Here is a 26,747-nt window from a genome sequence, read left to right as displayed (position 1 = left end):
ATCGCCGAACTTCGGGTGATCGACCCAGACCGTCTTGGCCGCCAGTAGCGGCTACTGCGCGGTACCCGCCTCCGGATCCCTGGACAGGTGCAGACGCCTCAGGTGTCGGATCTGGGCCACGCAAGCAAGAGGCAGCGCGACAGCTGGCGCTACTCCCACGAGCCACCACGGCGAGCTCACGACGGTGGCGGCGATCATCACGCCGGCGAAGACGACGCTCAAGATCGAGATGTAAGGCAGCAAGGCACGGTTCAAACGCAGCCGGTTCTCCACCTCTCCTGCGCTCGTCTCATGACTGCGCACCGTGATGCGGACGATGACAACAGCGCTGATCAACGCGCCAAGCGCTCCAACCACCGTCTGCACGACCCGTCCCTCGGCCAGCCCCCAGATGGCGAAGGCGAGGAGGAGCAGCTCTGCAGCCAACAACGCACCCAGTGGGAGGCGGTGCGCGCCTGACTGCGGTCTGTCCCTGCTGAGCATCCAGACAGCCTCCCGTAGCGCATCGCCCTACGCATGGCTGCCGCCCCGGATGGACGAGGGCCGCCACGTACGGTCATCCCGCGATTCGGGTGGTCCTGAGTACCGGCGACGTCGCGCTCGTGGCGATGTCCGGCATCGCTCTGGCCAGCCACGGCGCGTCTCCGACAGGCGCCTACTGCGCCCTGACGGCGTGCGTGGGCAGTCGTCGGGCCAGCCACGGCAACAGCACCAACGCCCCCACGCCGCCCAGCGCGACCGCCGCCCACGGCAACCACAACGCCACCGCGAACAGACCAACCAGCAGGGGCGCCAGCAGGGCGGTGGCGTTGAAGCCGTACTGCACCGTCGCCATGTACCGCCCGTGCGCCTGCACCGGCGCCGACGCCTCGGCCATCGCCATCACCCGGACACCGATCAACATGGCCGAAACCGCCAGCACGACCGTAGAAGCCAACAGCCACACCGGCTGCCACCCCCCACCGATGGACGGAGCCACCGCACACATCACGCACCAGAGGAGGATCAGCACTGTCCCGGCGGCCACGGTGCGGGTGCGCGTCCACCCACTCGTCCAGCGCACCACCAGGGCGGTGCTGGTGGAGGTGATGCCGGTCAGCAGCGCGATGGAGGCTCCCGGCACCCACGCCGGTGCGTGCAGCCGCTCCAGGGCCCACACCGAGAAGCCCACGAGGTGGACGTCGGTGGCCAAGCCGGTCAGAGCGATCACCACCAGCAGGACCAGGAAGGGACGGTCGCGCCACGGCCTCGGCGCAGCAGACGCCGAGGTGCCCGCTGACGTGTCCGTCGACGCGGTCGCCGTGAAGGCATCGGTCATGGCGGCGCTGTGAGCCGGGTCGGTGGCGTGCGGGCCGGCCTCATCGGAGATGGCGGGGTGCGCCGGAGCCTGCACTGCAGGGGAAGCCTGGCGGTCGCGGGCGGTCCCGACGTGGACCAGGCGCCACAGCAGGCCGGCGGCCAGCACGAAGGTGAGCGCATCCACGGCGACCGCGATGCGCAAGGCCGGGGTGTCCAGCCAGGTCAGCAGGACGGCGGCGAGCAGTGCGCCGAGGCCGAAAGCGGCGGATCGGATCATGTCGACGTGGGCGAAGGGCCCGTCCTTGGGCCCATCGCCTGCGACGGCGGAAATGAGGGAGAACAGGGAGCTGTAGAAGGTCTGCGTCCCGGCCGCGACCAGCACCGCCCCACCGACCGCCAAAGCCACCGCGGCCCCTTGCCCAGACCCAGCCCCGCTTCCTGCCCCGCTGCCTGCGCTGCTGCCGGCGGTGCCGGCCAGGAGGTAGAGGGTCATGCCGACGGCCTGGATGAGCTGGGAGGTGATGACGACGCGGCGGGGCCCGAAGCGGTCCACCACGGTGCCCACGACCAGCGGTGCGCCCAGGCCGATGAAGGTGCCGAGGAACAGCAGCGTCCCAGCTAGACCGACGGAGAGGCCGACGACCTGGACGCTGTAGACCAGCACCAGGGGCAGGAACAGGCCGGAGCCAAAGTTGTCGATGGCCAAGGCCAGCAGCAGACCCCAGCGGGAGCGGCCGTTCTCGCGCGACCAGGTTGGGGCCCTCTCGGTGCCCACGGCGGCGTGTGTCACAGATCTTGAACGTAGGGCAGAACTGTCTCCGGAGGAACCGCGGGTATCGGCGTGGCGAAAAGCTCCGGCCGACTTCACGGTCATCCCGCGATACGGACGGTCGTGAGCGGCCGGCGACTTCACGCTTCTGCAGCAGACCCCTACGTGTGAAGTCGGTGATCGATTGCGGAGACGTTGCGGACCATCACTATCCGTGTTCGACAACTGCCATTGTGAGCAGATGCGCTCTCAAAGCCTGCAGCGACTCAAGGTGGCTGCACTGATCGTGGTGGGCATCGTCGCCCTCGGCCTCGGCGTGCGGGTGTTCCAGGTGCACGATCAGACCTGGGAGTGGCGGCTGCGAGCTTCTGCCACGCCTCCCAAGATTCGCTTCGACGACCGCGACTACCGCCGCGATGAAGGTCCCCCTTCGCCTGCATCTGCTTCAGGTGCCACCGAGCTGGGGGTGACCAGCGCCGGCACCCACCTGTACGGGGTGAGCAACGGCTCGTACGCCCCCGTGGGCGTCTACGCCAAAACAGCGCGCGGTTTCGTCAGCTACTCGCTACTCGGCGGCCCATAGGGACCCCAGTCGACTTACCGGTCATCCCGCTGGTCGCGCGAATGCGTTCATCAGCGAAGCGGTGAGTTGAGGCGTCATCAACTGGGCGGGACGTCGTCACTACCCCGTCTCACCGCTGACTGGCCAACCACGCCGTCGCACGCTTTAGCGTGCCGGGCAGCAAGTAGCCCGAGGGACGTGACTGATTCCCGGTACGTCAGCCCGCGTCGATCGTTCCCGACTCCTCGAGAACTGCAGGATCATCAAAGACGTGGAGCCCGTACTCGCTCGGCTGGACCTCATAGAAGTCGAACGTTCTCGCCCCGGCAGCCGCGGCCTGCAGAAGCGCGCTCGGTTCATCCCCCGACTGCAGGAACCATTGACACAACTGGACTTCATCGTCGACGGCACGTCTGTGCTGCAACGAGTCCTCTCGGTGGACCTTCCACTGCCCTACGGCCTGAACGGGTCCCAGTTCGTCAGCGTCGCGGACCTCGCCTGGCCCGAGCCCTCCGCGCTGAGCCTCCAGCAGCTGCTCGGCGCGCTAGAGCGTGGCGCGGACTGGGACCTACTCGAACCGGGCCGGCTGCCCCTTTACGGCTGCCCCGAGTGCGGTGACCTCTACTGCGGCGCACTCACCGTCGCTGTCACACGCGAAGTCGACCCAGCCGATGGGCGAGAGCTTGTGCGCTGGACAGACCTACGGTGCGAAGACGCTCACACTCCGGCTGAGGAGATGCCGGACCTCTCCTCAGCTGGGTCCTTCACCTTCGACGCTGCTCAGTACGACTCCACGTTGCGCTCGGCGCTGCGCCTGATGGAGGACCTGACGCAGGACGAGCAGCAGGCTGAGGCGGCCTGGAAAGCACGACGCAGGTCTCGCGGCCGACTGCGGCGGCTCCTGGCCCCCAGGAGCAGATGACATTGGCGGGGGCATACCCCGCAGCGCACGGTCACCCCGCAATCAGCGCGACGTTCGGTCATACGCGGCGTGTTGACCTCCGTCGTGCGTCGCCGAGAAGTCGAGGGCATCTCAGGATTCGAGCTCGTCCAGTCCCGTCTCAGAAAATACGTATCGCCTTGCGCAAGCGGGACAGTGGACGAGTGGTCGCTGTTGCGGCCCCCAACGCACCTCGACGACCTTCACCTGCTCTTGGTCGTAAGGGCACACCAGGTAGTCCATGCACCGAGGCTAGAACGCGAGCCATCCGATCTACCGATCATCCCGCGGTGCGCGCGTCTGGCGATGGACGCACTGCCACGGGTAGACCGCAGTCCGGCCGGTGGACTCCTCAATGTCCGAGCATGGTGACGCCGATGGCGCGATGCTCCTGCCATGGAACGAGACATCGACAAGCTGGTCGACGACATCACTCGCAACCGAAACGCGCACTGGCCAACACCCGGGAACAGATGGCCCTACGAACCTGCCGCCGGCGATGCGCCCGATGACGGAAGCAGCGCGGGGACCCCCATCGTCCCCGCGGGGCCGAAGCCGGTCCTTCCTGCCGTCGTCGTGCCAGAGCGTGGTGAGCAGGACTGATCGACGGTCGGACGGACCTCAGCGACTTCACGGTCATCCCGCGGTGCGCGGCGGTTACCGGTGGCCAGCTACGTGGCGCTCTTGTCGAGGATCGAGAGGCTCGCGCGTGGGTTGCCCGTACTGATCGTCACCAGGTCGGTTCGTCCTCACCTGCGCCAAAGAGGTCGCACGCAGCGAGAGTGCCCACGGCCTGCATCGGAGTACAGCTCAGGGACACGGCAACGTCGTAGGAAGCCTCAGGACGCACCAGCCGCCAGGACAAGCGGGTCCGGTCCTGCAGCAAATGCTGCACCCCGACGAGCTGGCCCCCGACGTCGACCACCGTGTAGTCACCCGTCGCGGTGAGGCGCACCGTTCTGGGCTGCTCCACTGGCAAAGAGGCCCTGTAGCCGTAGGTCATCGTCAAGGTGGCCGCGACGCCGCGCGCGGCCTCTTCCAGCGGAAGGCCCAGCGTCTGCTCCGCAGGCACGTAGAGCACACGCACAGCAGCGCTCTCACCTCGCCTCAGCTCCGCCAGTCGCTTCACCTGCTGATCACCTGCGATCGTGGCGAAGCGCTCGCGCAAGCCCTGCTCACGCAACACCGAAAGCGTCGGCATCGTGAAGCCCAACCGTTCGCGAACGACGTCGGACTCGTGCCAGATGTACCTGCGCGATGCCGCCGTGCGACTGGATCCACTGCCATGGCGGGCAGCGCGCTGCGGCTGCAGGGACGTCAGCAGCTCCTGCAGGCCCGGGGGCCATGACGTGGCTGTCACCACACCCAGTTCGCTGCCGGCCAGCTCGTCTGCGATCACCTCACCACGATGGAGCAGCCCTGAGCACGTGTCACGCCTCGCCACGAGCGAGACCAGGAGAACGCACGGTCATCCCGCTGTCGTGGAAGTTCATACCGGTCACAGGAGCCGGACGTCGTAGTCGCTGAAACGTCGATCGACGCTGAGCAGTTGCAGCCCCCGCCGGGTGGCCTGCGCGATGAGCATGCGGTCAAAGGGGTCATCGTGGTGGCGCGGCAGGGCGCCAGCGGCCAGGCCGTCGTCCACGGTGACCGGCAACTCGGTGAAGCCTTGACGCTCGATCTCCTCGCGCAGATCATCGGGGGCGGTCAGCTTGCCCAGCGAAGCCTTGATCGACATCTCCCACGCCGAGGCTGCGGAGACGAGGACCTCGTTCTCGCCGTCGGCGACCGCGGTCCGCATGCGCTCGGGCAGGCGTTCGTCGTCGCTCAGCCACCACAGCAGGACGTGGGTGTCCAGGAGGAGAGTCGTCACAGGTGCGGGTCGACGTCGTCGTGGAAAGCGGCCACCAGGTCATCGGGGGTCTGGTCGAAATCGGCGGCGATGACCACTCTCCCCTTCCAGGCCCCGGGACGACGCGTACCACGCGAGTGAGCGGGCACCAGGCGGGCCACGGGCTTGCCGGCGCGGGCGATCACCACGTCCTCGCCCCGCTCGACCGCTTCGAGCAGGCGGGACAGGTGCGTCTTCGCCTCGTGCACGTTGACCGTCTGCGACATGACCACACGATAAAGACTAAGTCTGACTAAGTCCATGGCGGAGACACGGGTTCGCCAGCTGCCCCGACGTCACGGTCGTCCCGCGGTGTGCGCGGTCCTGAGCTGCCGGCGACGTCCGCTCGTGACGATGAGCGAGGTCGAGCTGAGCGCGACGATCGCCTGCACCTGGCCGCGATCCGAGCGTTTCCCCGACCGGTGACCTGATGGGCAAGCCATCCCCTCGACTCAGGTCAACAGCCCGGCCTCGTGAACCAACCGGAGCGCTTCCTCAGGCTCACGTCGCAGGTGCAGCTCCACGTCCCAGCGACGGTCAGCCCCCCGGACCTCCCGGCGCAGGGACCACCCCAAGGCCACGGCTCCACTGGTGTCGACCTGGACACCCACCGCGGTACCGGCGACCTCCACGATCGTGAAGTCCGACGCCGCTGGCAGGGGAAGCAGCGAACCGTCAGCGGCGAACTCCTGCCACCGCCGTCCCATGTCCCTCGGCCACTGCTGCTCATCAGCCTCACGGACGTAGAGAGCCATGGTGTCGCTGCTCAACACCGAGGACCTCATCGCGTTGCGCCACGTCGAGGACTCCGGCAGGTAGAAGACCGCGAACGACGAGGTGAAGGACCTACCCGACTTCTCGCGTTGGAGGCGAGGTTCGCCATCGCGTCCGGACACGGCGAACACCTCACACGAGCCCCCGACCACCGCCGCCGGTACCCGCGGTGGGAGGAAACCCGCCACCGCGGCCAACTCCTCCTCGCTCACCACCGCCCACGCCCACGCCAGGTGGCCCGGGGAGCGCGACATTGGCCGCAACGCCCAGGTGAGGGCGTCGGTCGGCGTCAAGGCGCGCAGGACGGCGCTGACCTTCTCCGGCACCGTGCCGGGCCCTGGTTGCTCAGACATGCGCCCTCCTGTACGTCGACGACCACATCCCCACCGACACGCTGCGGCGGGCGACCGCCGCCACCCGAGGACCTCGTGATCCCACTATGGGCCGGAGACGACGTCACGGTCATCCCGCCGTCCGTGCGCACTGCAGCCGGTGAGCTCCCTCGGGATGAGCTGGTGCCGGCGGTCTCCGTCCCGAACGAGCACCCTGCTGACACGCCCGAGTCCAGCGGTCCGCCCCACCACGACCACCTGCCGCCGGAGCTGCGCGCTCAGACCGTCGAGGGCCGTGTCCGGCTGCTGGAGCAGGCCCGTCAGCCCAAGACCCACCCGCCCCAACGGCCTGGTCACGGCACCGTGGGGGTCATGCCACCCCCTGACGATCCCGCAGGCGAGTCCGCGACTGGGCCGAGAACCAAGCGGCAGCGATCCGGGCAGGATCACGGCTGATCGTGATCCGCAGGACAGGCCCTAGGCGACCAGCAGGTCGGCCCAGACCGTCTTGCCGTCCCCGCGCGGCGCCACCCACCAGCGCTCCGCGACCATCTGGACGATGAGCATCCCGCGCCCGCCCGTCGCGTCGTCGGTGGTCTCGCGGGGTTGGGGGTGCTGGGTGGAGGTGTCCTCGACGCCGACGCAGAGCAGGGATTCGGCCAGGTCGTGACGCAGGGTCAGGGTGGCGGGGGAGCCGGTGTGCAGCAACGCGTTCGTCACCAGTTCCGAGACCACGAGCTCGGCCTCGTCGGCCCGGTCCACGAGGTCCCACGCCTGCAGCGTCGACCGCAGGTAGTCGCGGGCGGTGCGCACGGCGCGGCCGTCCGCGGGCAGCACCAGGCTCGTCTCCCGGGTCCCCGGGGCCGGGCCGGCGTAGTCGACGACGAGCAGGGCGGCGTCGTCGTTCTTGGTGCGCCGTGCCGGGGCCAGGACGTGGTCGGCGAGCAGTTCCGCGGGAGCCCCGGCCATCTCGGCCAGCGCCAGTTCGAGGGTCTCCTCGCCGGCGTCGCCGTCACGCGGCCACTCCACGAGACCGTCGGTGTAGAGCAGCAACCGGCTGCGGGCGGCGAGCCGGTGGCGGGCCTGCGGGAACGTCGCGTCGGGCAGGACCCCCAGCGGCGGACCCGGCTCGACGTCGAGCTCACGGACCGGCCCGGGGGCGAAGAGCAGCGGGACGGGGTGACCGGCGCTGGCGACGACGACCTCACCGGTGCCTTCGTCCAGCGACACCAGGCAGCACGTCGCGAACAGGTCGCCGTCGAAGCTCTGCATCAACCGGTTCGTCCGCTCGAGCACGGCGGCGGGGTCGTGGCCTTCGCTGACGTAGGCCCGCACGGCCGTGCGGACGCGGCCCATCAGCGCCGCGGCGGCCGCGTTGTGGCCCTGCACGTCGCCCATCGACAGCACGAACGCACGGTCCGTGGGGATCGCGTCGAAGAAGTCCCCACCCACCTCGGCCCCGTCGGTCCCGGGCAGGTAGCGCGAGGTCAGGCGCACCGCCGCGGTCTCCGGCAGCCGGTGCGGCAGCAGGGCGAGCTGGATGGCCCGGGCCGTCTCGGCGGCCTGGTTGGCGTGCAGCAGCTGCTCCTCGCGCGAGGCCGTCTGGCGGGCCCGGCGCTCGCGGTCGAAGATCGACACGACGAGCTGCGCGAGGTCGGCGAGATCGGCGCGCTGGTGGTCGCTCAGTTCCGCGGACACCTCGTCGAAGACGCAGAGCGTGCCCAGGGCCAGGCCCTCGGGGGTGAGCAGCGGGGCGGCGGCGTAGCTGCGGATCCGACCGAGGCGACCGTCGACCCACGGGTTGGCCGCGAACCGGATGTCGCGGCGGGCGTCGGGTGCGTGGACGAGCCCGCCGTAGCCGAGGGAGTAGTAGCACATCGAGTCCTCGCGGGCGCAGTCCGCGCGGTCGAACCCCTCCGTGGCTAACTGCCGCTGGAGCTGGTCGTCGATGATGTTCACGACGGCGTTGGGCATCCCCGTGACCTTCCGGGCCAACCGCACGACCGCCTGCAGTTCGTGCGGGGGCGCCGCCGCCACGTCCACGTACTCGCGCAGCGCCGCGAGGCGCGCACTCTCGTCGTCGACCGGGGCCACCTCGGTGGACCGTGCCGAGGAAGCACCGTTCATGCCATTTACGTTACTACCGGACTACCCTCCGTGTTCTAGAAACCCGCAGTCACTGCTGGCCGGGGTGGCGGCGCTTCGCCCCGGACGGCATGGCGTTCCAGACCCGGCTGACGAGCCGACGCGGGACGACGTCGAGAGCCGTCGAGACGAGCTTCCAGCGACGCGTCGGGATGCTCACCGTGCGGCCGGCGAAGAGGTCGTCCAGCGCGGAGTCGACGACGTCGTCGATGTCCAGCCAGATCCGGTTCGTCAGGCCCGACCCCCCACCCGAACGCATCCCCGAACGGGCGTGGAACTCGGTGCGCACGTAGCCCGGCTCCACGACCGTCGCACTGACGCCGCTGCCCTTCAGCTCACCCGCCAGGGTCTCGGTCAGCACGATCACGTACGCCTTGGCGGCGGAGTAGTGCCCACCCCCGGGGACCAGGCCGGCGACGGAGCCGACGTTGAGGATCCGACCGCGACCGCGGGGGACCATCGCCCCCGTCGCCGCCCGGGACAGGACCATCACCGCCCGGCAGAGCACGTCGAACATGCGCTCGTGGTCGCCCGGCACGCCGTCGAAGAACCGCTGCTTCAACCCGAAGCCGGCGTTGTTCACGAGGACGTCCACGGGGGCCCCGGGGCTGGTGACCCGCTCGGCGACTCGCTGCAGGTCCGCGCGCACGGACAGGTCGGCGGCGATGACCTCGACGTCGACCCCGTGCTCGGCCCGCAGCGCGGCCGCGGTCGACTCCAATCGGGTCTCGTCGCGCGCGACGATCACCAGGTCGTGACCACGGCGGGCCAGCGAGTGCGCGAACCCCGCCCCCAGACCGGCGGTCGCCCCCGTGACGAGGGCGGTCGGACGCGGCGCGCGGGCAGGCGTGGAGCTGGTCACGAGGGGGGAGCCTACGGGGCGACGGCGACCGGGCGCCGACCCCACACGCGTTGCGCCGCCAGGCAGACCACCGCCGCCGTGAGCACCGCGCAGGAGGCCGTGGTGAGCGCCTCCCGCGGGCCCGCGGCGTCCAGGATCAGGCCGGCGGCGGCGTTGCCCAGCGCCGCGCCCGCGGTGATCGCCGTGGACAGCCACGCCTGCGCCTCCCCGAGCCGGTGGGCCGGTGCCAGCTGGTCCACCAACCCCTGGGCGGCGATGAGGTTCGGGGAGATGAAGAGCCCGGCGAAGAAGAGGACCACCATCAGGACGGCGAGCGGCACGTCCGCCCCGGCGCTCGTCGCGACGGCCAGGAGCAGGACCCCGAACAGGGCCAGCGTCACCAGCAGCCGACGCCGGTCCGGACTGCGCCAGTCCCGGCTGCCGTAGAGCAGACCGCCGATGGCCGAGCCGCCGGCGATCGGCGCGAACAGCACCCCCAGCCGGTCCGCCGACCCCAGCAGGTGCTCGGCCAGCCCGGCGATCGAGACGTCGAGGATGCCGAAGCCGATGCTCATGACGGCCATGACGACCAGCAGCAGGACGAACCCCGGGCTGTGCAGCAGCGCCGCTCCCGCACCGTGCGACCCGCCCTCCTCGAGGGTGGCCGGTGGCCGCCGCGCGCCGGGGGAGCGGACGTAGGCCATCGTCCCGCCGAACAGCAGCAGCACCGTCACCAGCAGGGGCAGCGCGGCGACCCCGAGCAGCAGCAACCCGCTGAGCAGCAGGGGGCCACCGACGAAGATCGTCTCCACCGCGGCCGCGTCGAGGGCGTACCCGCGCCGACGCGGTCGTTCCTCCAGGACCACCACCCGCCAGGTCGTCCGCATCGCCGGACTCAGGGGCGGGAACGCGGTCCCGGCGAGCAGGGCCAGCACGGGCAGGACCGGCTCCGGGACCGCCTGCCACACCGTCGCGCCCGTCAGCAGCAGCAGCAGCCCACCACTCGCCGCCGCGGTGGGAACCAGGACGCGCGGTTGCCCCAGCCGGTCCAGCGCCCGGCCCCAGAACGGCGAACCGAGCGCCAGCCCGACCGCGAACAGCCCCGTGACGATCCCGGCGAGGGAGTAGGAGTCGCGTTGGTCGCGCACCAGCAGCACCAGCCCCAGCGGGGCCGTGGCGATGGGGATGCGGGCCACCACCGAGGAGATGAACGGACGTGCCACCAACGGATCGCGCAACAGCGCGAAGTACCCCGACATCCCCACCAAGTTCCTTCTCGGCGTCCGCTGCACCGCGACCGCACCAGCCTGGGGGTCGAGCTTGTCAGACGGGCCAGATGCGCGCGCAGTGCCCACCGGCACGTCGGGCCGCGTCCAGCGCCGCGACGGCTTGCCGCTGCGCCTCCGCACCCGTGGCCGCCCGCGTCGGGGCGAGGCTCGCGCCGATGCTCACCGACACGTCGGGATGGGTGTCCATCGACGTCTCCACCGCCATGAGCAGGGCGTCGGCGACGCGTTCGACGACACCCTCGCTGCCCGCCCGCGGCAACCCGGTCAGGAGGACGGCGAAGAGGTCGGGGCCGACCGGGATCCACCGGTCGACCGAGCGCACCGCCCGGCGCATCCGGGCCACGACCGTGGCGCGCGACGCCGTCGAGGAGCCCTCGGAGCCGTCGACGCCGACCACCAGCAGACCCGTCCCGGTGCCGACCCGCCGGTCGTCGTCGATCGCCTGCGACACCGTGGCCACCAGGTCCCGCTGCCCGGCCGGGGCCAGGTCCACGACCGCGGGGGACGCCTCGCGGGTGCGTTCCGGGGTCCGCTCCGGTGCCTGCTCCAGCAGCCCCGCCAGGACCGAGACCACCAGCTCCCGGTCGTGGGAGACGACGAGGTCGAACTCGGCGCCCACGGGCCGGGCCAGCACGATCGAGGCGAAGTGCGGCCCCAGCACGACCGCGCCCACCTCGTCGGCGCCGGGCAGGGACAGCGAGAACCCGGCGCGCCGGGCCAGTTGCTCGTGCCGGGCGACGCGCTCGGCCGACGCCGTCCCGAGGCTGACGACCGCGGTGGGTTCGACGCTGCGCAGCGCGTGCCGCTCCAGGTGCCGGAGGGTGTCCTCCACGACGTCCGCGTCGACGCGTCGCGCGTCCCGTCGGCACGCGACCGCCGCGAAGGGCGACCCGGTCAGGGGCGCCGGTCGCGCGACCGGGCGCAGCGGCTCGCGGGTCGCAGCCGTGGCGTCCTCCCTCGGTCGACCGAAGAACCACCCCTGCCCCAGCGTGGCGCCCAGGGCGCGGGCGGTCCGCAGGTCCGCGGCGTTCTCGATCCGCTCGGCGAGCACGACCGAGCCGTCCCGTTCGGCCTGGGCGCCGACGGCCTGGACGATCGTGGCGACCTCGGCCTCGGGTCGGGCGGCCAGCAGGCGCAGGTCCAGCTTGAGGACGTCGGGACGCAGCGCGGGCAGCAGGGCCAGCGCCGCCGGGTCCGCACCCAGGTCGTCCAGGGCGATCCCCCACCCGCGCTCGCGCAGGCGGGCCGCGAGCCGGAAGACGTCGCCCGGCCGCGTGGTGAGGGCCCGCTCGGTGAGGTCCGCCACGACGTGGACGTGGCCTCCGGACGGGACGTCCACCAGGTCCGTGGAGACGTTGACGAAGACGGTGCCCGCACCCGCCCCCGTCCGCTGCGACGTGCTCAGCGCCGTGCGCAGGCAGGCGGCGTCCAGGTCGGCGAGCCGGCCGGCGTCCGCGGCCGCCGTGAACAACTGCCCCGGGGAGGCGAGGGCGGAACCGTGCAGACCGCGGACCAGGGCCTCCACGGCGACGGGTTCGCCGGTGGCCAGGTCGACCACGGTCTGGAACACCGAGCGGAGGGCGTTCTCGCGCAGCACCTGCCCGAGCGCAGGGCCGGGCGCGCTCGTGGGGTCGGTGCGCAGCGGGGTCACCCGGTCGACGTCGGCACGCTGGGCCACGAGCTTGAGCCCGAACGGGTGAACGGTGACGCACCGTCCGGTGCACACGAGAAGCGTTCGACATGGTCGAACGAGACGCGTTGACGCCGGTCCTGACCCCTCCTACCTTCCAGACCACGGCAACTTCGCCGTCTGCACGCCCGACTCAACGTGGAGTTCCCATGTCCCACAGCTCGTCGACGGAGTCCGCCGCGCCCGCGGCCACGGTCCGTCGCAAACCCACGCTCGCCGGTGAGCTCCTCGCGGAGTTCGCCGGTACCGCGATCCTCATCCTCTTCGGCGTCGGTGTCGTCGCCCAGGTCGTGGCCGGCAAGAACGGCGGGGACGACTCGATCCACTGGGCCTGGGGCCTCGGGGTCACCTTCGGCATCTACGTCGCCGGCCGCACGACCGGCGCCCACCTGAACCCCGCGGTCACCATCGCGCTCGCCGCCTTCCAGGGCTTCTCCTGGAAGAAGGTCCTGCCCTACAGCGTGGCGCAGTTCCTCGGGGCGTTCGTGGCCGCACTGCTCGTCCGCTGGGTCTACGCCGGCCCGATCGACGCGCTCGACCCGGGGCACACGTACACCAGCCAGGGGATCTTCTCCACGCTGCCCGGCGCGAACGTCAGCGTCGGCGGCGCGTTCCTCGACCAGGTCCTCGGCACCGCGATCCTCGTGTTCCTGATCTTCGCGGTCTCCCAGGCGAAGGCCATGCCCCCGGGCGCGAACCTCGCGCCGTTCATCGTCGGCCTCATCGTGGTCGGCATCGGGATGGCGTGGGGCAGCAACGCCGGCTACGCCATCAACCCGGCCCGCGACTTCGGCCCCCGGCTCGCCTCGTTCGTGACCGGGTACTCCACCGCCATGCGCGAACCCGGTGGGGCGTTCTACTTCTGGGTCCCGATCGTCGCCCCGATCCTGGGTGGTCTCATCGGCGGTGCGCTGTACAAGGTGCTCGTCGAGCGCCACCTGCCCGACGAGGACGCCCCGGAGCCCGAGGGCCGCGTCCTCACCGAAGACTGACCGACCACTCAACGCAGAGAGACGGACGAGAAGACATGGCAGACACCAGCGGACCCCAGTACGTCGGCGCCGTCGACCAGGGCACCACCTCCAGCCGCTTCATGGTCTTCGACCACGGCGGCAACGAGATCGCCAAGTACCAGCTCGAGCACACCCAGATCATGTCCAAGCCCGGCTGGGTCGAGCACGACCCGATCGAGATCTGGGAGCGCACCAGCTCGGTCATCCAGTCCGGTCTGCGCCAGGCCAACCTGACCTACAAGGACCTCGCCGCCCTGGGCATCACCAACCAGCGCGAGACCGCCGTCGTCTGGAACAAGACCACCGGTCGCCCGTACTACAACGCGATCGTCTGGCAGGACACCCGCACCGACCGGATCGCCTCGGCCCTGGACCGCGACGAGCGCGGCCAGAAGATCCGCCAGAAGACCGGTCTGCCGCCCGCCACGTACTTCTCCGGCGGCAAGATCCAGTGGATCCTCGAGAACGTCGACGGGGTGCGCGAGGCCGCGGAGAAGGGTGACGCCATCTTCGGCAACACCGACTCCTGGCTGATCTGGAACCTCACCGGCGGCCCGCGCGGCGGCGCCCACGTCACCGACGTCACCAACGCCAGCCGCACGATGCTGATGGACCTCGAGACCCTCGACTGGGACGACGAGCTGCTCGCGATCTTCGGCATCCCCCGCCAGATGCTGCCCGAGATCAAGCCGTCCTCCTACACCGAGGGCTACGGCGAGACCCTGGAGACCGGCCCCCTGGGCGGCAAGGTCAAGCTGACCGGGATCCTCGGCGACCAGCAGGCCGCCATGGTCGGGCAGGTCTGCTTCGACCCCGGCATGGCCAAGAACACCTACGGCACCGGCAACTTCATGCTGCTGAACACCGGTGAGGAGCTCGTGCGCTCCAAGGCCGGGCTGCTGACCACGGTCTGCTACCAGTTCAACGACGACAAGCCGGTCTACGCCCTCGAGGGCTCGATCGCCGTCACCGGTTCGGCCATCCAGTGGCTGCGCGACCAGCTCGGCATCATCTCCGGTGCCGGGGAGTCGGAGTCGCTGGCCCGCCAGGTGGAGGACTCCGGCGGCTGCTACTTCGTGCCGGCCTTCTCCGGGTTGTTCGCGCCGTACTGGCGCTCCGACGCCCGCGGCGCCATCGTCGGGCTCTCGCGCTACAACACCAACGCGCACATCGCCCGGGCCGCGCTGGAGGCGATCTGCTACCAGAGCCGCGACGTCACCGAGGCCATGACCGCCGACTCCGGCGTCGAGGTCGAGGTGCTCAAGGTCGACGGCGGCATCACCGCCAACCAGCTCTGCATGCAGCTGCAGGCCGACATCCTCGGCGTCCCCGTCTCCAAGCCCGTCGTGGCCGAGACGACGGCGCTGGGCGCGGCCTACGCCGCCGGCCTGGCCGTCGGGTTCTGGAAGAACCTCGACGAGCTGCGCGAGAACTGGAACGAGGGCGCGCGCTGGGAGCCGACCTGGAACGAGGAGCAGCGCAAGGACGGTTACACCGGCTGGAAGAAGGCCGTGGAGCGCACGCTGAACTGGGTCGACGTCGACTGACCCACCCCTGAACGCGTCGGGCGCGCGCGATGCGCGCCCGGCGCACACCATGGAGCAGGACCCGCACGAAGAGGTTGAGGAGCAGGACGTGGAGATCAAGGCACTGTCACCGCAGGCACGGGAAGACGCGCTGCGCGAGATGGCAGAAGGTGAACTCGACGTCCTCGTCATCGGTGGCGGCGTCGTCGGGACGGGAGCCGCGCTCGACGCGGTGACCCGCGGTCTGCGCACCGCGATGGTCGAGGCACGGGACTGGGCGTCGGGTACCTCGAGCCGGTCCTCGAAGCTGATCCACGGTGGCCTGCGCTACCTGGAGATGCTGGACTTCGCGCTGGTGCACGAGGCGCTGAGCGAGCGCGGTCTGCTGCGCAACAAGCTCGCCCCGCACCTGGTGAAGCCGGTGCCGTTCCTCTACCCGCTGTCCAAGCGCCTCGTGGAGCGTCCCTACATCGGCTCGGGCATCGCGCTCTACGACGGCATGGCGATCTCGGGGGGCAACAACAAGGGCTTCCCGCTGCACCGCCACCTCACGCGGCGCGGTGTCGCCAAGGAGGCCCCCGGTCTGCGCAAGGACGCCATGGTCGGCGCGATCCAGTACTACGACGGCCAGGTCGACGACGCCCGCCACACCATGATGATCGCCCGCACCGCGGCGACCTACGGGGCCATGATCGCCAACCGCACCCGGGTGAAGGAGTTCATCCGCGAGGGTGAGCGCGTCATCGGTGCGGTCCTCGTGGACCTCGAGACCGGGGCCGAGATCAAGGTCCGCTCCAAGCAGGTCATCAACGCGACGGGTGTCTGGACCGACGAGACGCAGGAACTGGTGAACGCCCGCGGGCAGTTCAAGGTCCGGGCGTCCAAGGGCATCCACCTCGTCGTCCCGCGCGACCGCATCCAGTCCAAGACCGGTGTGATCCTGCGGACCGAGAAGTCCGTCCTCTTCATCATCCCCTGGGGCCGGCACTGGATCATCGGGACGACCGACACCGACTGGACGATGGACAAGGCCCACCCGGCCGCGACCAGCGCCGACATCGACTACGTCCTCGAGCACGCCAACTCGGTGCTGAAGTCCCCGCTGACCCGCAAGGACGTCCAGGGCGTCTTCGCGGGCCTCCGTCCGCTGCTGTCGGGGGAGTCGGAGTCGACCTCCAAGCTCTCCCGCGAGCACGTCGTCGGCCACCCCGTCCCGGGTCTCGTCGTCGTCGCGGGCGGGAAGTACACGACCTACCGCGTCATGGCCAAGGACGCCGTGGACGTGGCCGTCGACGGTCTCGACGGGAAGATCCCGGTCTCCACGACCGAGAACGTCCCGCTGGTCGGGGCCGAGGGGTACCACGCGATGTGGAACCGTCGTCACGCCCTGGCGGCGCAGGCCGGCATCCACGTCGACCACGTCGAGCACCTGCTGAACCGCTACGGCTCGGCGATCGACGAGGTCCTCGCGCTCGTCGCGGCGGACCCGACGCTGGGTGAGGCCCTGCCGCACGCGGACGACTACCTGAAGGCCGAGGTCGTCTACGCGGTGACCCACGAGGGTGCCCGTCACCTCGACGACGTCCTCGCCCGCCGCACCCGGATCTCGATCGAGACCTACGACCGCGGCACCGAGACCGCGGAACTCGCGGCCGACCTGATGGCCGGGCCGCTGGGCTGGGACGACGAACGTCGTTCCACCGAGGTCAAGACCTACCAGCAGCGCGTGGCCGCCGAACGCGCCTCGCAGGAACAGCCGGACGACGCCTCCGCCGACGCCGTGCGGCTGCAGGCGCCGGAGATCGTCCCCGTCTGATCCGCTGAGCCCGCAGGCCCTCACCCCGACGGGGTGGGGGCCTGCGGCGTTCACCCTGCGCCGGGCGGGAGCGCGATCTAGGGTCACGTCCGTGAGACCGTTCCTGCTGCTGGCGACCCGTGCCGACGACGCCGTCGCGGCGTCGGAGTACGAGGCGTTCCTGCGCTACGGGGAGTTCGGGCCGGGGGAGCTGCGGCGGGTCCGGTTGGAGCGCGACCCGCTGCCGGAGCTGGACCTGGCGGAGTTCTCCGGGATCCTCCTCGGCGGCAGCCCGTTCTGCACGAGCGACCCGGAGGAGACGAAGTCCCCGGTCCAGCGGCGGGTGGAGCGCGAACTCTCCGGGCTGATGGACCGGGTCATCGAGGAGGACGTGCCGTTCCTCGGCGCCTGCTACGGGGTGGGGACCCTGGGGGTGCACCAGGGTGGGACCGTCGACCACACCCACGGCGAACCCATCGGCACGGTCCCGGTGACGCTCACCGCGGCCGGCCGGGCCGACCCCCTCTTCGGTTCCCTGCCCTCGACGTTCGACGCCTTCGTCGGTCACAAGGAGGCGGTCCGGGACCTCCCCCCGCACGCCGTCGTCCTGGCGTCCTCCCCGACGTGCCCCGTGCAGGCCTTCCGCGTCGGGGACCACCAGTACGCCACCCAGTTCCACCCCGAACTCGACGTCGAGGGCATCCTGGAGCGGGTCGCGGTCTACCGGCACGAGGGGTACTTCGACCCGGCGGAGTACGACGAGGTCGTCGCGCAGTTGCGCCGCTCCGAGGCCACGGCGGCGACGGCGCTGCTCCGGGGTTTCGTGCGGCGCTACCGGCGCGACGAGCGGGAGCTCAAGGCCACGTAGCAGGGCCGCAGGACGTCGGCGATCCCTGCGGCGCCGGGACCGAGGACGAGGTCGTCGAGGTCGTCGACCACGGTCCGGCCCGGGATCCGGCGTGCGACCCCCAGCTCGGGCAGCGGCCCGCCGCTGCGGTGGAACGTCGCGACGTGGCGGGACAGATCCTCCACGGGTTCGGAGGGTCCGGAGGCGGCGGTGGTGATGCGACGCACGAGGTCCCCGAGTTCCACCCCGCGCAGGGTCAGCGTCGTGGCGGGTTCGGCGTCGAGCCGTTCGGCGAGGGCGTAGACGACGGCCGCGGCGTGCTTGCAGGGTTCCCCGTCGTCGGGGCAGCTGCAGTCGTACTCGACCTCGGCGTCCTCGGGCAGGAGTTCGATCCCGATGCCGGACAGCAGGTCCACCAGTCCCGGCGGGACGTCACCCTCGAACAGCGGGGCCAGCAGCAACGGGTTCTCGACGACGGTCGCGACGACGGCCTCGACCTCGGAGGCCGACCACCGGCGGACGAGGATCTCGACCAGGTAGGGCCGGGGCCGGGACCCCTGCACCCGGGCGCCGACCGCCCCCGGTCGCGGGGTCAGTTCGACGACCTGCCCCGCCCGCGCGTACGTCCGGCCCCGGGCCAGCCTCCCGGCGTCACCGGTGCGTTCGAGCGCGGCGGTGAACCGCTGGGACCACCAGTTCTGCGCGATCCGGCCGCGTTGCGACCGCAGCTTCGGGCCCCCGCCCGCGCGCCGCCGGCCGTACTGCTCCCAGTCGGGCATCAGTCGCCCACCGCGTCGTCGCCGAGGCTGATGAGTTCGCGCAGGGCGTCCCCGTCGAGTTCGGTGATCCAGCCCTCCCCGCTGCCGACGACGGAGTCGGCCAGGTCCCGTTTCCGCGTGATGATGGCGTCCACCCGTTCCTCCACCGTTCCGACGCTGACGAGCTTGCGGACCTGGACCTGGCGGTGCTGCCCGATCCGGTAGGCCCGGTCGGTGGCCTGGTCCTCGACGGCGGGGTTCCACCAGCGGTCGACGTGCACGACGTGGTTGGCCGCCGTGAGGTTCAGCCCGGTGCCGCCCGCCTTGAGGGAGAGCAGCATGACCCCCGGTCCGTCGGACTCGGAGAACTCCGCGACCATCCGGTCGCGGCCCCGTCGCGAGACGCCGCCGTGCAGGAACGGCACGGGTTCCCCGGTGCGATCGGCGAGGTGCGGACCGAGCATGTGGCCGAACTCGGCGAACTGGGTGAAGCAGAGGACCTTCTCACCCTCGGACCGCGCCGACGTGACGATGTCGTCGAGGAGTTCCAGCTTCCCCGACCGGTGCCGCCCGCGGTGCAGAACCCCGGAGGAGTCGCCGAGGTAGTGCGCGGGGTGGTTGCAGATCTGCTTCAACCGGGTCAGCGTGGCGAGGATCAGGCCGCGACGGGACATCCCGCCCGGGTCGGAGTCCTTGTCCGCCAGCCGTTTCACGAGCTCGTCGACGACCCTGCGGTAGAGCGCCGCCTGCTCCGGGGTGAGGTTGGCCCGGACGGTCATCTCGATCTTCTCGGGCAGGTCGCCGGCGACGGTGGGGTCGGTCTTGACCCGGCGCAGCACGAAGGGTCGGGTGACGACGGCGAGGCGACGGGCGGGTTCCTCGTGGCCGAGCTTCTCGATGGGGACGGCGAAGGTGTCCCGGAAGCTCGCGGCGCTGCCCAGGAGTCCGGGGTTCGTCGCGTCGAGCACGGCCCGCAGGTCCTCCAGCCGGTTCTCCACGGGCGTCCCGGTCAGGGCGACCCGGTGCGCGGCCGGGATCGCCCGCACGGCGCGGGCCTGTCGGGTGTTGGCGTTCTTCACGTACTGGGCCTCGTCGAGGGCGACCCGGTGCCATGTCGCCGCGGCGAGGTCGGCCACGTCGCGGACCAGCAGCCCGTACGTCGTGACGACCAGGTCGTGCTGCGCCGCGACCGCCGCGAACTCCGCGCCCCGGGGCCGTCCCGTCCCGTGCTGGACGTGCACCCGCAGCCCCGGCGCGAACCGGGACGCCTCCGCGGCCCAGTTCCCGACGACCGACATCGGGCAGACCAGCAGGGTCGGGCCCGGTTCGCGGGGTTTCTCGTGCAGCAGCAACGCGATCAACTGCAACGTCTTGCCGAGCCCCATGTCGTCGGCGAGGACGGCACCGAGGCCGAGGTCGGACATCGTCGCGAGCCAGGTCAGACCGCGGCGCTGGTAGGGCCGCAGGACGGCCTGCAGCCCCGGCGGGTCGGGGAGTTCCGGCAACCGCTGGGCGGCGTCACCCGACAGCACGTCCCCGAGGATCCCGCGCGCGTCGACCCCCGTGACCGGGGCCGGCAGGTCGCGGCCGGCGCCGACCATCGAGAGGACGTCCAGCACCGAGGCCTTGCCGTTGCCCCGGGTGCGGAGGAAGTTCGCGCTGCGCCGCAACGTGTCGAGGTCGACCTGGACCCACTCCCCGCGGAACTGGACCAGCGAGGCCTTGGAGGCGGCCAGGGCCAGGAGTTCGGCCTCGGTGATCGGGGAGTCGCCGAGGGCGACCTGCCACTGGAAGGCGATGAGGTCGTCCTTGCGCACCTGCGGATCGGTGATCATCCCGGGTTGGGTGGCGGAGGCGTTGAGGGACAGCGACAGCGCCTTCTTCGTCCAGTGCCGGGGGAGCTGCAGCGGGATCCCCGCGGCGGCGAGCTTCGGACCGCCGTTCTCGACGAGGTCGAGCAGTTCCTCGATCGAGAGTTCCACCCCGGCCTCGGCGGCCGCGTCCCCGCGTCGTGCCGTCCCGCCGAGGATGCGCCGCAACGGCGGGTGGACGGCACCGGCGCGGGCGGTCCCCGTGAGCATCAGCAGCAACGGGTCCTCACCGTCGGGGGAACTCGCCCCCTCGGCCCGCGCCTGGTCCAGGGTGAGGGTCAGACTCGGGTCGTCCAAGGGGCGCAGCCGGGTCTGGATCCGCCAGTTCAGGTCCGCGACCTGGTCGGACTCGCGGGTGTCGAGCTTCCCGTCGGCCAGTTCCTCGGGAACGTCCTCCCACGGTTCGGGTTCCACGACGCGCAGGACGACGTCGTAACCGGCGTCGTCACCGCTGCGGTGCCACTCGCGGACCCGCCGTGACAGTGCCCGCAGGTTCCCGGCGTCCGGGACGGGTTCCCCCCGCTGCAGTGCCCCGATCCAGCCCTGCACGCTCGGGCCCTCCGGCACGTCGTGCAGCCGGACCCGCTCGGTGCGCTCGGCGGTGAGGACGTCGACGACGAGCGTGCAGACGTCGTCGAGGACCGCGGTGGCCGCCGGCGGTCCGTCGTGGCGTCCCGGTCCGGGCTCGGCGCGCAGCACCGGTGGGCAGGCTTCGGCGACGGCGGCGCGCCAGCGGTGGAACGCGCGGTCCGGGAAGGGGATCCAGCGGGCGGTGAACCGCTCACCGTCGCCGACGAGGTTGGGGACGACGTGCCCCGCGTCGACGGCCGCCCGGGCGCCCGCCGCGACGTGCGCGATCCAGCGCAACCCGTCGGAGACGGGCGGCTGCTGCGCGCTGACCTCGGCGAGGACCTCGACGGCCCGGGCCCCCGGGAGCTCCACGACGTCCACCTCCACCGGGGCGAGCCGCAGGTCCTCGCGCGGCCGCCCCGTGGAGGCGGCCGGACGCCCCGCCGGGGTGCACGGGAGCAGCAGCGTCACCGTCCGGCCGGCCGGGCGGGAGAGGGCGTCGGCCAGCGCCGTGGCGCGGGGTGCGAGGGAGGCCAGGGCCGTCAGGTCGGCGGGCCGGGCGGTGCCGGGACGCCGGCGCGGCACCTCGACCCAGAGGACGAGCGTCTGCGCGCGGGTCCAGAGCCCGTGGACGACCAGCACCGGGGCAGCCTACGGGCACGACAGGTCCGCGACGCCTGGACGAGTTCCGGGGAAGTCACCCGTTCGGCCTAGTGGACGTGGCAGGGTGATGGCCACGGCCACCGCCGGGGGGAGTGGTCGCCTGTCGTCCGCACGTCTCTGGTTCCGGGGGGAATCCCATGTACCGCAAGGTCTTCGCCGCGCTCGCGGCCACGTTCGTCCTGCTCGTCGGGGTGGCGCCGGTGGCGTCCGCCGGCCCGCGGTCCGGTCTCACGCTGTCGGCCGTGGACGTCGGCGTCTACGGTCCCGCTACCAACCCGGTCTTCTTCGGCTGCCAGTCGATCCACCCGCCGTCCTCGGACTGCGGCTACGTCTACGTCACCGCGACGGTCTCCGGCTTCGACGCCTACGGCGGCCTCAGCGACGACCCGTCGAGCCAGAACCAGCTCGGCGGCTTCGGCGGTCCCGGTTCCTCGGCCCGCCTGACCGAGCGCTACACGTGCGGGACGAGCACGCGGGTCCGGTGGCTGAGCACCACCCTCGCCCCGTCCGGGATCTGGGGCGGCTACGGCGGCACCACGAACCGCTACACCCGGCAGGGCACGAACGCCGCCAGGCTGAACGCCGGCTTCCAGTTCCCGAACCCCCGCAGCACCTGCGACGACCTGAAGATCCGCGCCGCCTGGGTGAGCGACGTCCGCCTCGGCTTCGACGGGATCGACGGCGCCCCCGACCGGGTGTTCCGCCTGCGCGGGACGCACCGGGTTCCGCTGCCCGCCTGACCGACCGCCCCGGTGCGGGACCGGGGTCGGCGACACTGTGGGAGTGGACGAGAACCGCCGGGGACGACTCCGGGTCTTCCTCGGCGCGGCACCGGGCGTGGGCAAGACCTACGCCGCGCTCGACGAGGCGCACCGTCGTGCCGCGCGCGGGACGGACGTCGTCGTCGCCCTCGTCGAGAGCCACGGCCGCGAGCACACCGCGGCGGCGGTGCGCGGCCTGGAGGTCCTGCCCCGCCGGGCCGTCGTGCACCGCGGTGTCGAGTTCGCCGAACTCGACGTCGACGCCGTCCTGCGCCGCGACCCGCAGGTGGCGGTCGTGGACGAACTGGCCCACACGAACGCCCCCGGCTCGCGGAACCCCAAGCGGTGGCAGGACGTCCAGGAACTCCTCGCGGCGGGGATCGACGTCGTCTCCACCGTGAACATCCAGCACCTCGAGTCCCTCAACGACGTCGTGGAGAACATCACGGGGATCCAGCAGCGCGAGACCCTGCCCGACGCGGTCCTGCGCGCGGCGGAGCAGGTCCAGCTGGTCGACATGACCCCTGAGGCGTTGCAGCGCAGGCTCTCGCACGGCAACGTCTACGCCCCGGCCCGGGTCGACGCGGCGCTGTCGAACTACTTCCGCACGGGGAACCTCACCGCGCTGCGCGAGCTCGCGCTGCTGTGGCTGGCCGACCGGGTCGACGAGGGGCTGGAACGCTACCGGGCCCAGCAGGGGATCGAGGCGACGTGGTCCGCCCGGGAACGGGTCGTCGTGGCCCTCACGGGCGGGGCCGAGGGGGCGACGCTGGTGCGGCGGGCCGCACGGATCGCAGGCCGGGGCGCCGGTGGGGAACTGCACGCCGTCCACGTCGCGAGCGGTGACGGGCTCGTGCGGACCTCGCCGGCGCGCCTCGCCGACCAGCGGACCCTCGTCGAGAGCCTCGGCGGGACCTACCACCAGGTCGTCGGGGACGACGTCGCCGCGTCCCTGCTGGAGTTCGCCCGCGGCGTCAACGCGTCCCAGCTCGTCGTGGGGGCCAGTCGCCACCGGCCCATCGCCTCGCTGGTCCGCCGCGGGGTCGGGGACGCCGTCGTGCGCGGCTCGGGGGCGATCGACGTTCTCGTCGTGACCCACGAGGCGCAGGCCCGGCCGCTGCGGTTGCCCGGACGCCCCCGGGCGACACTGCCCGCGCCCCGGCGGGCGTGGGGGTGGGTGCTCGCCGTGGCCGGGCCCGCGGTGGTCACCGGGTTGCTGCTCGCCGTCCCCCCGCAGGACCTCGCGACGGACCTGCTGGGTTTCCTGGTCGTCGTGGTCGCCGCGGCCCTGGTCGGCGGGTTGCTGCCCGCGCTGGCCGCGGCCCTGCTGGGGAGCTTCGCGGTGAACTGGTTCTTCACCCCGCCCTACCACCAGCTCGCGATCGCCCAGCCCACGAACGCGGTGGCCCTCGTCGTCTTCCTGCTGGTCGCCGTCGCCGTGTCCAGCACGGTCGACACGGCCGCGCGCCGCACGCGGGACGCGACCCGCAGCCGGGCGGAGTCGGAGGCGTTGTCCGTGCTCACCCGCACCGCGCTGCTCGCGGCCGACCCGTTGGCGCAGGCCCTGCGCCACACCCGGGAGACGTTCGCCGTGGACTCGGTGTCGCTGCTCGAACGCGAGGAACCGACGGCGCCCTGGCACCTCGTCGCCTCCGAGGGGGACCCGGTCTGCCTGCGCCCCAGCGACTCCGACGCCGAGGTCGTCGTCGACGACCTGACGTGCCTGGCGTTGCGAGGGCGCTTGCTCTCCGCCGACGACCGCCGGGTGCTGGAGGGTTTCGCCACCCAGGTCGCGGCCGTCCGCCAACGGCAGCGGTTGCGGGCCGAGGCCGCCCAGGTGCGGCGCCTGGAGGAGGGGGACGCCGTCCGGGGGGCGTTGCTGACCGCGGTCTCGCACGACCTGCGGACCCCGCTGGCCACGTTGAAGGCGTCGCTGGACAGCCTGCGGGCCACCGACATCGACCTCTCGCAGGACCTGCGGGACGAGCTCCTCGCCGAGGTGGGGAACTCCGCGGACCGGTTGCAGGCGCTGATCGACGACCTGCTGGACCTGACCCGGGTCCGCAGCGGGGTCGTCGAGGCCCTGGTCGTGGACGTGGACCTCGAGGAGCTGGTGGGTGCGGCGCTGCGCGACGTCGAACCCGGCCGGGTCCGCCTCGACCTGCCCGCGGACCTGCCGCCGATCGCGACGGACCCCGGGCTGCTGCAGCGGGTCGTGGCGAACCTGGTGCAGAACGCGGTGCGTCACGGCGGGGGCGTGGTCGCCCTCGGCGCGGCCGTGGCCACCGAGGACGCCCGCAGCGTGGTGCGGTTGCTCGTGGTCGACCACGGTCCGGGGTTGCCGGGCGCGGCGAAGGAACGGGCGTTCACCCCGTTCCAGCGGCTGGGCGACCGCTCGGGAGCCGGCCTCGGTCTGGGACTCGCCGTGGCCCGGGGACTGACCGAGGCGGTCGGGGGCCGGTTGGAGGCGGTCGACACCCCCGGGGGTGGCCTGACGATGGTCCTCGACCTCCCCCTGGCAGGATCGCCGTCGTGAGCAGGGTGCTGGTGGTCGACGACGAACCGGGTCTGCGGCGGGCGTTGTCGATCAACCTGACCGCCCGCGGCTGGGACGTCACGGTCGCCGCCGACGGTGGGTCGGCGCTGGAGGCCGCCGCGAGCACCCACCCCGACGTGGTGCTGCTCGACCTCGGTCTGCCCGACCTCGACGGCCTCGAGGTCATCGCCGGGATCCGGGGCTGGAGCCGGGTCCCGATCATCGTCCTCACCGCGCGGACCGCGGCCGCGGACGCGGTGGACGCCCTCGACGCGGGGGCCGACGACTACGTGACGAAACCCTTCGCGATGGACGTGCTGCTGGCCCGGTTGCGCGCGGCGGTCCGGCGCGGAGAGGTGCCCGGTGGTGGTGGTGCGGAGGAGGTGGTCGACGTCGACGACCTGCACATCGACCTGGCCCGGCGCACCGTGACCCGCGACGGTGCCCCGGTGAAGCTGACCCCGACCGAGTGGCACCTGCTGCAGGTCCTGGTCGGCAACGCCGGCCGGCTGGTCACCCAGACCCAGCTGCTGAAGGAGGTGTGGGGACCGGCCTACGGGCGCGAGACGAACTACCTGCGGGTCTACGTCGGGCAGTTGCGCCGCAAGCTGGAGAAGGTGCCCGGTTCGCCCGTGCACCTCATCACCGAACCGGGGATGGGCTACCGGTTCGAGGTCTGAACAGACTCACCGGTGCGCGTTCCGAACGAGCCCGCGGCCCCGAAGGCGACAAGCATCAGCACGGCGATGAGCCACAGCGCGGGGAGCAGACCCGTCGACTGGGCCAGGAAACCGACCCCCGGAGGGCCGGCGAGGTTCGCGAAGTAGCCGATCGCGGCGACGACGCTGACCCGCGCCGCCGGGTTCGGGCCGCTCTGGGCCGCGGCGGTCATGCCGAGCGGGAACCCCATCGACACCCCGACCGCCCACAGCAGCACGCCGACGAGGACGACGACCGGGTTGTCGACCAGGATGAACAGCACGACACCGACGACGCCGAGCGCGATGGTCGCGCGGGTGGTGGTGACCCTGCCGAACCGGTCGACGAGCGGGCCGCCCGCGATGCGGGTCAGCATCTCGGAGACGGCGAAGACGGTGAAGAACAACGCGGCCAGCGCGGGGTCGAGACCGTGCCCGTCCTCCGCGGCGAGCGTCAGCCAGTTGTTCGCCGACCCCTCGCCGAGCTCCGCACCCAGCATGACGACGCCGATCATCAGCAGACGCACGTCCGTCCAGCCCCGCAGCCAGGCGCGGAGGCGTTGCGACGCAGGTCCTTGCGGTGCCTCCTGCCCGGCGCGGACGCCGTCGGGGAGGTTGCGGGCGACGAAGACCGCGGCGGCGGCGATCAGGACGGCCTCGCCGAGGAACTGCTTCGACGGGGAGACGTCGAGGGCGGCGCAGGCGGCCCCGATCCCGGAACCGACCGCCGCCCCACCGGACCAGGCGGCGTGCATCAGCGGCATGAGGGTGCGCCCGGCGGCCTCCTCGGCCGCCGCTCCGTCGATGTTGATCATCACGTCGAGCGAACCGATGCAGAACCCGGCCACGACGAAACCCACGCCGACGACGGGGACCGAGGGCAGGGCCGCGCCGAGGCCGATGAAGGCGATGCTCGCCGCCACGAGGACGATGACCGCGGGGATCGCGCGGCGGGCCCCGAACCGGGTGATCACCGGTGCGGCGCAGAGCAGGCCGGCGACGGAGCCGACCGTGACCCCGGCGAGCAGGACCCCCAGTCCGCCGGTGTCCAGCTGCAGGTCGGCCTTCAGGGCGGGCAGTCGTGGTCCCCAGGTGGAGAGGGCGATGCCACCGAGGCCGAAGGAGACGGTGATGGCGTTGCGCCACCGGGAGATCGAGCTGGGCATCGCGTCCTGAA

Annotated in this window: 22 protein-coding genes; 9 read left to right on the top strand and 13 right to left on the bottom strand. The window is 71.8% G+C overall.

Features of this window, described 5'->3' with window-relative positions; translation table 11 throughout:
* Positions 1–51: 51 nt before the first annotated feature.
* Positions 52–426: a hypothetical protein gene (locus OG218_RS07455; RefSeq protein ID WP_328292574.1), complete on the bottom strand. Its 375-nt coding sequence runs from the start codon at positions 424–426 to the stop codon at positions 52–54.
* Between the two features lie 229 nt (positions 427–655).
* Positions 656–2,074, bottom strand: a complete 1,419-nt coding sequence (locus OG218_RS07450) for an MFS transporter (protein WP_328292573.1) — start codon at positions 2,072–2,074, stop codon at positions 656–658.
* A gap of 208 nt (positions 2,075–2,282) precedes the next feature.
* Between OG218_RS07450 and OG218_RS07445 the strand changes: the two genes are divergently transcribed.
* Positions 2,283–2,651, top strand: coding sequence for a hypothetical protein (locus OG218_RS07445; protein WP_328292572.1), 369 nt, complete (start codon positions 2,283–2,285; stop codon positions 2,649–2,651).
* Positions 2,652–2,901: 250 nt separating this feature from the next.
* Complete coding sequence (locus OG218_RS07440) at positions 2,902–3,552, top strand: hypothetical protein (protein WP_328292571.1); 651 nt, start codon at positions 2,902–2,904, stop codon at positions 3,550–3,552.
* 748 nt (positions 3,553–4,300) lie between these two features.
* Here the strand turns inward: OG218_RS07440 and OG218_RS07435 are convergent.
* The 8 genes from OG218_RS07435 to OG218_RS07400 all read right to left on the bottom strand — a co-directional run bounded on the left by OG218_RS07435 (position 4,301) and on the right by OG218_RS07400 (position 12,520).
* A complete protein-coding gene (locus OG218_RS07435; RefSeq protein WP_328292570.1) occupies positions 4,301–4,969 on the bottom strand; it encodes a hypothetical protein in 669 nt (222 codons plus the stop codon).
* 99 nt (positions 4,970–5,068) lie between these two features.
* Positions 5,069–5,443, bottom strand: a complete 375-nt coding sequence (locus OG218_RS07430; protein WP_328292569.1) for a type II toxin-antitoxin system VapC family toxin — start codon at positions 5,441–5,443, stop codon at positions 5,069–5,071.
* Positions 5,440–5,688 carry a type II toxin-antitoxin system Phd/YefM family antitoxin gene (locus OG218_RS07425; RefSeq protein ID WP_328292568.1) on the bottom strand — a complete coding sequence of 83 codons (249 nt, stop codon included), beginning with the start codon at positions 5,686–5,688 and terminating at the stop codon, positions 5,440–5,442. The genes OG218_RS07430 and OG218_RS07425 overlap by 4 nt, the downstream gene beginning before the upstream one ends.
* A 225-nt stretch (positions 5,689–5,913) precedes the next feature.
* Entirely contained in the window at positions 5,914–6,588 is a 675-nt protein-coding gene (locus tag OG218_RS07420) for a hypothetical protein (RefSeq protein WP_328292567.1), read from the bottom strand.
* A gap of 456 nt (positions 6,589–7,044) precedes the next feature.
* The gene (locus OG218_RS07415) at positions 7,045–8,694 is read right to left on the bottom strand and encodes an ATP-binding SpoIIE family protein phosphatase (RefSeq protein ID WP_328292566.1); all 1,650 of its coding nucleotides are present in this window, start codon (positions 8,692–8,694) and stop codon (positions 7,045–7,047) included.
* Positions 8,695–8,743: 49 nt separating this feature from the next.
* The gene (locus OG218_RS07410) at positions 8,744–9,574 is read right to left on the bottom strand and encodes an SDR family NAD(P)-dependent oxidoreductase (RefSeq protein ID WP_328292565.1); all 831 of its coding nucleotides are present in this window, start codon (positions 9,572–9,574) and stop codon (positions 8,744–8,746) included.
* An 11-nt stretch (positions 9,575–9,585) separates the two neighbouring features.
* Entirely contained in the window at positions 9,586–10,812 is a 1,227-nt protein-coding gene (locus OG218_RS07405; protein ID WP_328292564.1) for an MFS transporter, read from the bottom strand.
* A gap of 64 nt (positions 10,813–10,876) precedes the next feature.
* Positions 10,877–12,520, bottom strand: coding sequence for an EAL domain-containing protein (locus OG218_RS07400; RefSeq protein WP_328292563.1), 1,644 nt, complete (start codon positions 12,518–12,520; stop codon positions 10,877–10,879).
* 161 nt (positions 12,521–12,681) lie between these two features.
* Between OG218_RS07400 and OG218_RS07395 the strand changes: the two genes are divergently transcribed.
* The 4 genes from OG218_RS07395 to OG218_RS07380 all read left to right on the top strand — a co-directional run bounded on the left by OG218_RS07395 (position 12,682) and on the right by OG218_RS07380 (position 17,734).
* Entirely contained in the window at positions 12,682–13,524 is an 843-nt protein-coding gene (locus OG218_RS07395) for an MIP/aquaporin family protein (protein ID WP_328292562.1), read from the top strand.
* Between the two features lie 35 nt (positions 13,525–13,559).
* Positions 13,560–15,092, top strand: coding sequence for a glycerol kinase GlpK (gene glpK / locus OG218_RS07390; protein WP_328292561.1), 1,533 nt, complete (start codon positions 13,560–13,562; stop codon positions 15,090–15,092).
* 88 nt (positions 15,093–15,180) lie between these two features.
* A complete protein-coding gene (locus OG218_RS07385) occupies positions 15,181–16,887 on the top strand; it encodes a glycerol-3-phosphate dehydrogenase/oxidase (RefSeq protein WP_328292560.1) in 1,707 nt (568 codons plus the stop codon).
* A 91-nt stretch (positions 16,888–16,978) separates the two neighbouring features.
* Positions 16,979–17,734: a glutamine amidotransferase gene (locus tag OG218_RS07380; protein ID WP_328292559.1), complete on the top strand. Its 756-nt coding sequence runs from the start codon at positions 16,979–16,981 to the stop codon at positions 17,732–17,734.
* On the opposite strand, the gene OG218_RS07375 is transcribed toward OG218_RS07380, so the two are convergent.
* Both OG218_RS07375 and OG218_RS07370 read right to left on the bottom strand, forming a co-directional pair.
* Entirely contained in the window at positions 17,698–18,492 is a 795-nt protein-coding gene (locus OG218_RS07375; RefSeq protein WP_328292558.1) for an SWIM zinc finger family protein, read from the bottom strand. The genes OG218_RS07380 and OG218_RS07375 overlap by 37 nt on opposite strands.
* A complete protein-coding gene (locus tag OG218_RS07370; RefSeq protein WP_328292557.1) occupies positions 18,492–21,554 on the bottom strand; it encodes a DEAD/DEAH box helicase in 3,063 nt (1,020 codons plus the stop codon). The genes OG218_RS07375 and OG218_RS07370 overlap by 1 nt, the downstream gene beginning before the upstream one ends.
* A 158-nt stretch (positions 21,555–21,712) precedes the next feature.
* Between OG218_RS07370 and OG218_RS07365 the strand changes: the two genes are divergently transcribed.
* The 3 genes from OG218_RS07365 to OG218_RS07355 are packed head-to-tail and all read left to right on the top strand — an operon-like array spanning position 21,713 to position 25,552.
* On the top strand, positions 21,713–22,315 hold the full coding sequence (locus tag OG218_RS07365; protein ID WP_328292556.1) for a hypothetical protein: 603 nt from the start codon (positions 21,713–21,715) through the stop codon (positions 22,313–22,315).
* 43 nt (positions 22,316–22,358) lie between these two features.
* Complete coding sequence (locus tag OG218_RS07360) at positions 22,359–24,872, top strand: DUF4118 domain-containing protein (RefSeq protein WP_328292555.1); 2,514 nt, start codon at positions 22,359–22,361, stop codon at positions 24,870–24,872.
* Complete coding sequence (locus OG218_RS07355) at positions 24,869–25,552, top strand: response regulator transcription factor (protein WP_328292554.1); 684 nt, start codon at positions 24,869–24,871, stop codon at positions 25,550–25,552. Before OG218_RS07360 ends, OG218_RS07355 begins: the two co-directional genes overlap by 4 nt.
* Here OG218_RS07355 and OG218_RS07350 read toward each other — a convergent pair.
* Positions 25,534–26,736 carry an MFS transporter gene (locus OG218_RS07350; RefSeq protein WP_328292553.1) on the bottom strand — a complete coding sequence of 401 codons (1,203 nt, stop codon included), beginning with the start codon at positions 26,734–26,736 and terminating at the stop codon, positions 25,534–25,536. The genes OG218_RS07355 and OG218_RS07350 overlap by 19 nt on opposite strands.
* Positions 26,737–26,747: the final 11 nt, after the last annotated feature.

Source organism: Kineococcus sp. NBC_00420, from assembly GCF_036021035.1.
Classification (GTDB): domain Bacteria; phylum Actinomycetota; class Actinomycetes; order Actinomycetales; family Kineococcaceae; genus Kineococcus.
The sequence above is the reverse complement of the archived record's forward strand: the minus strand, read 5'-3'. Positions and strand labels throughout refer to the sequence as shown.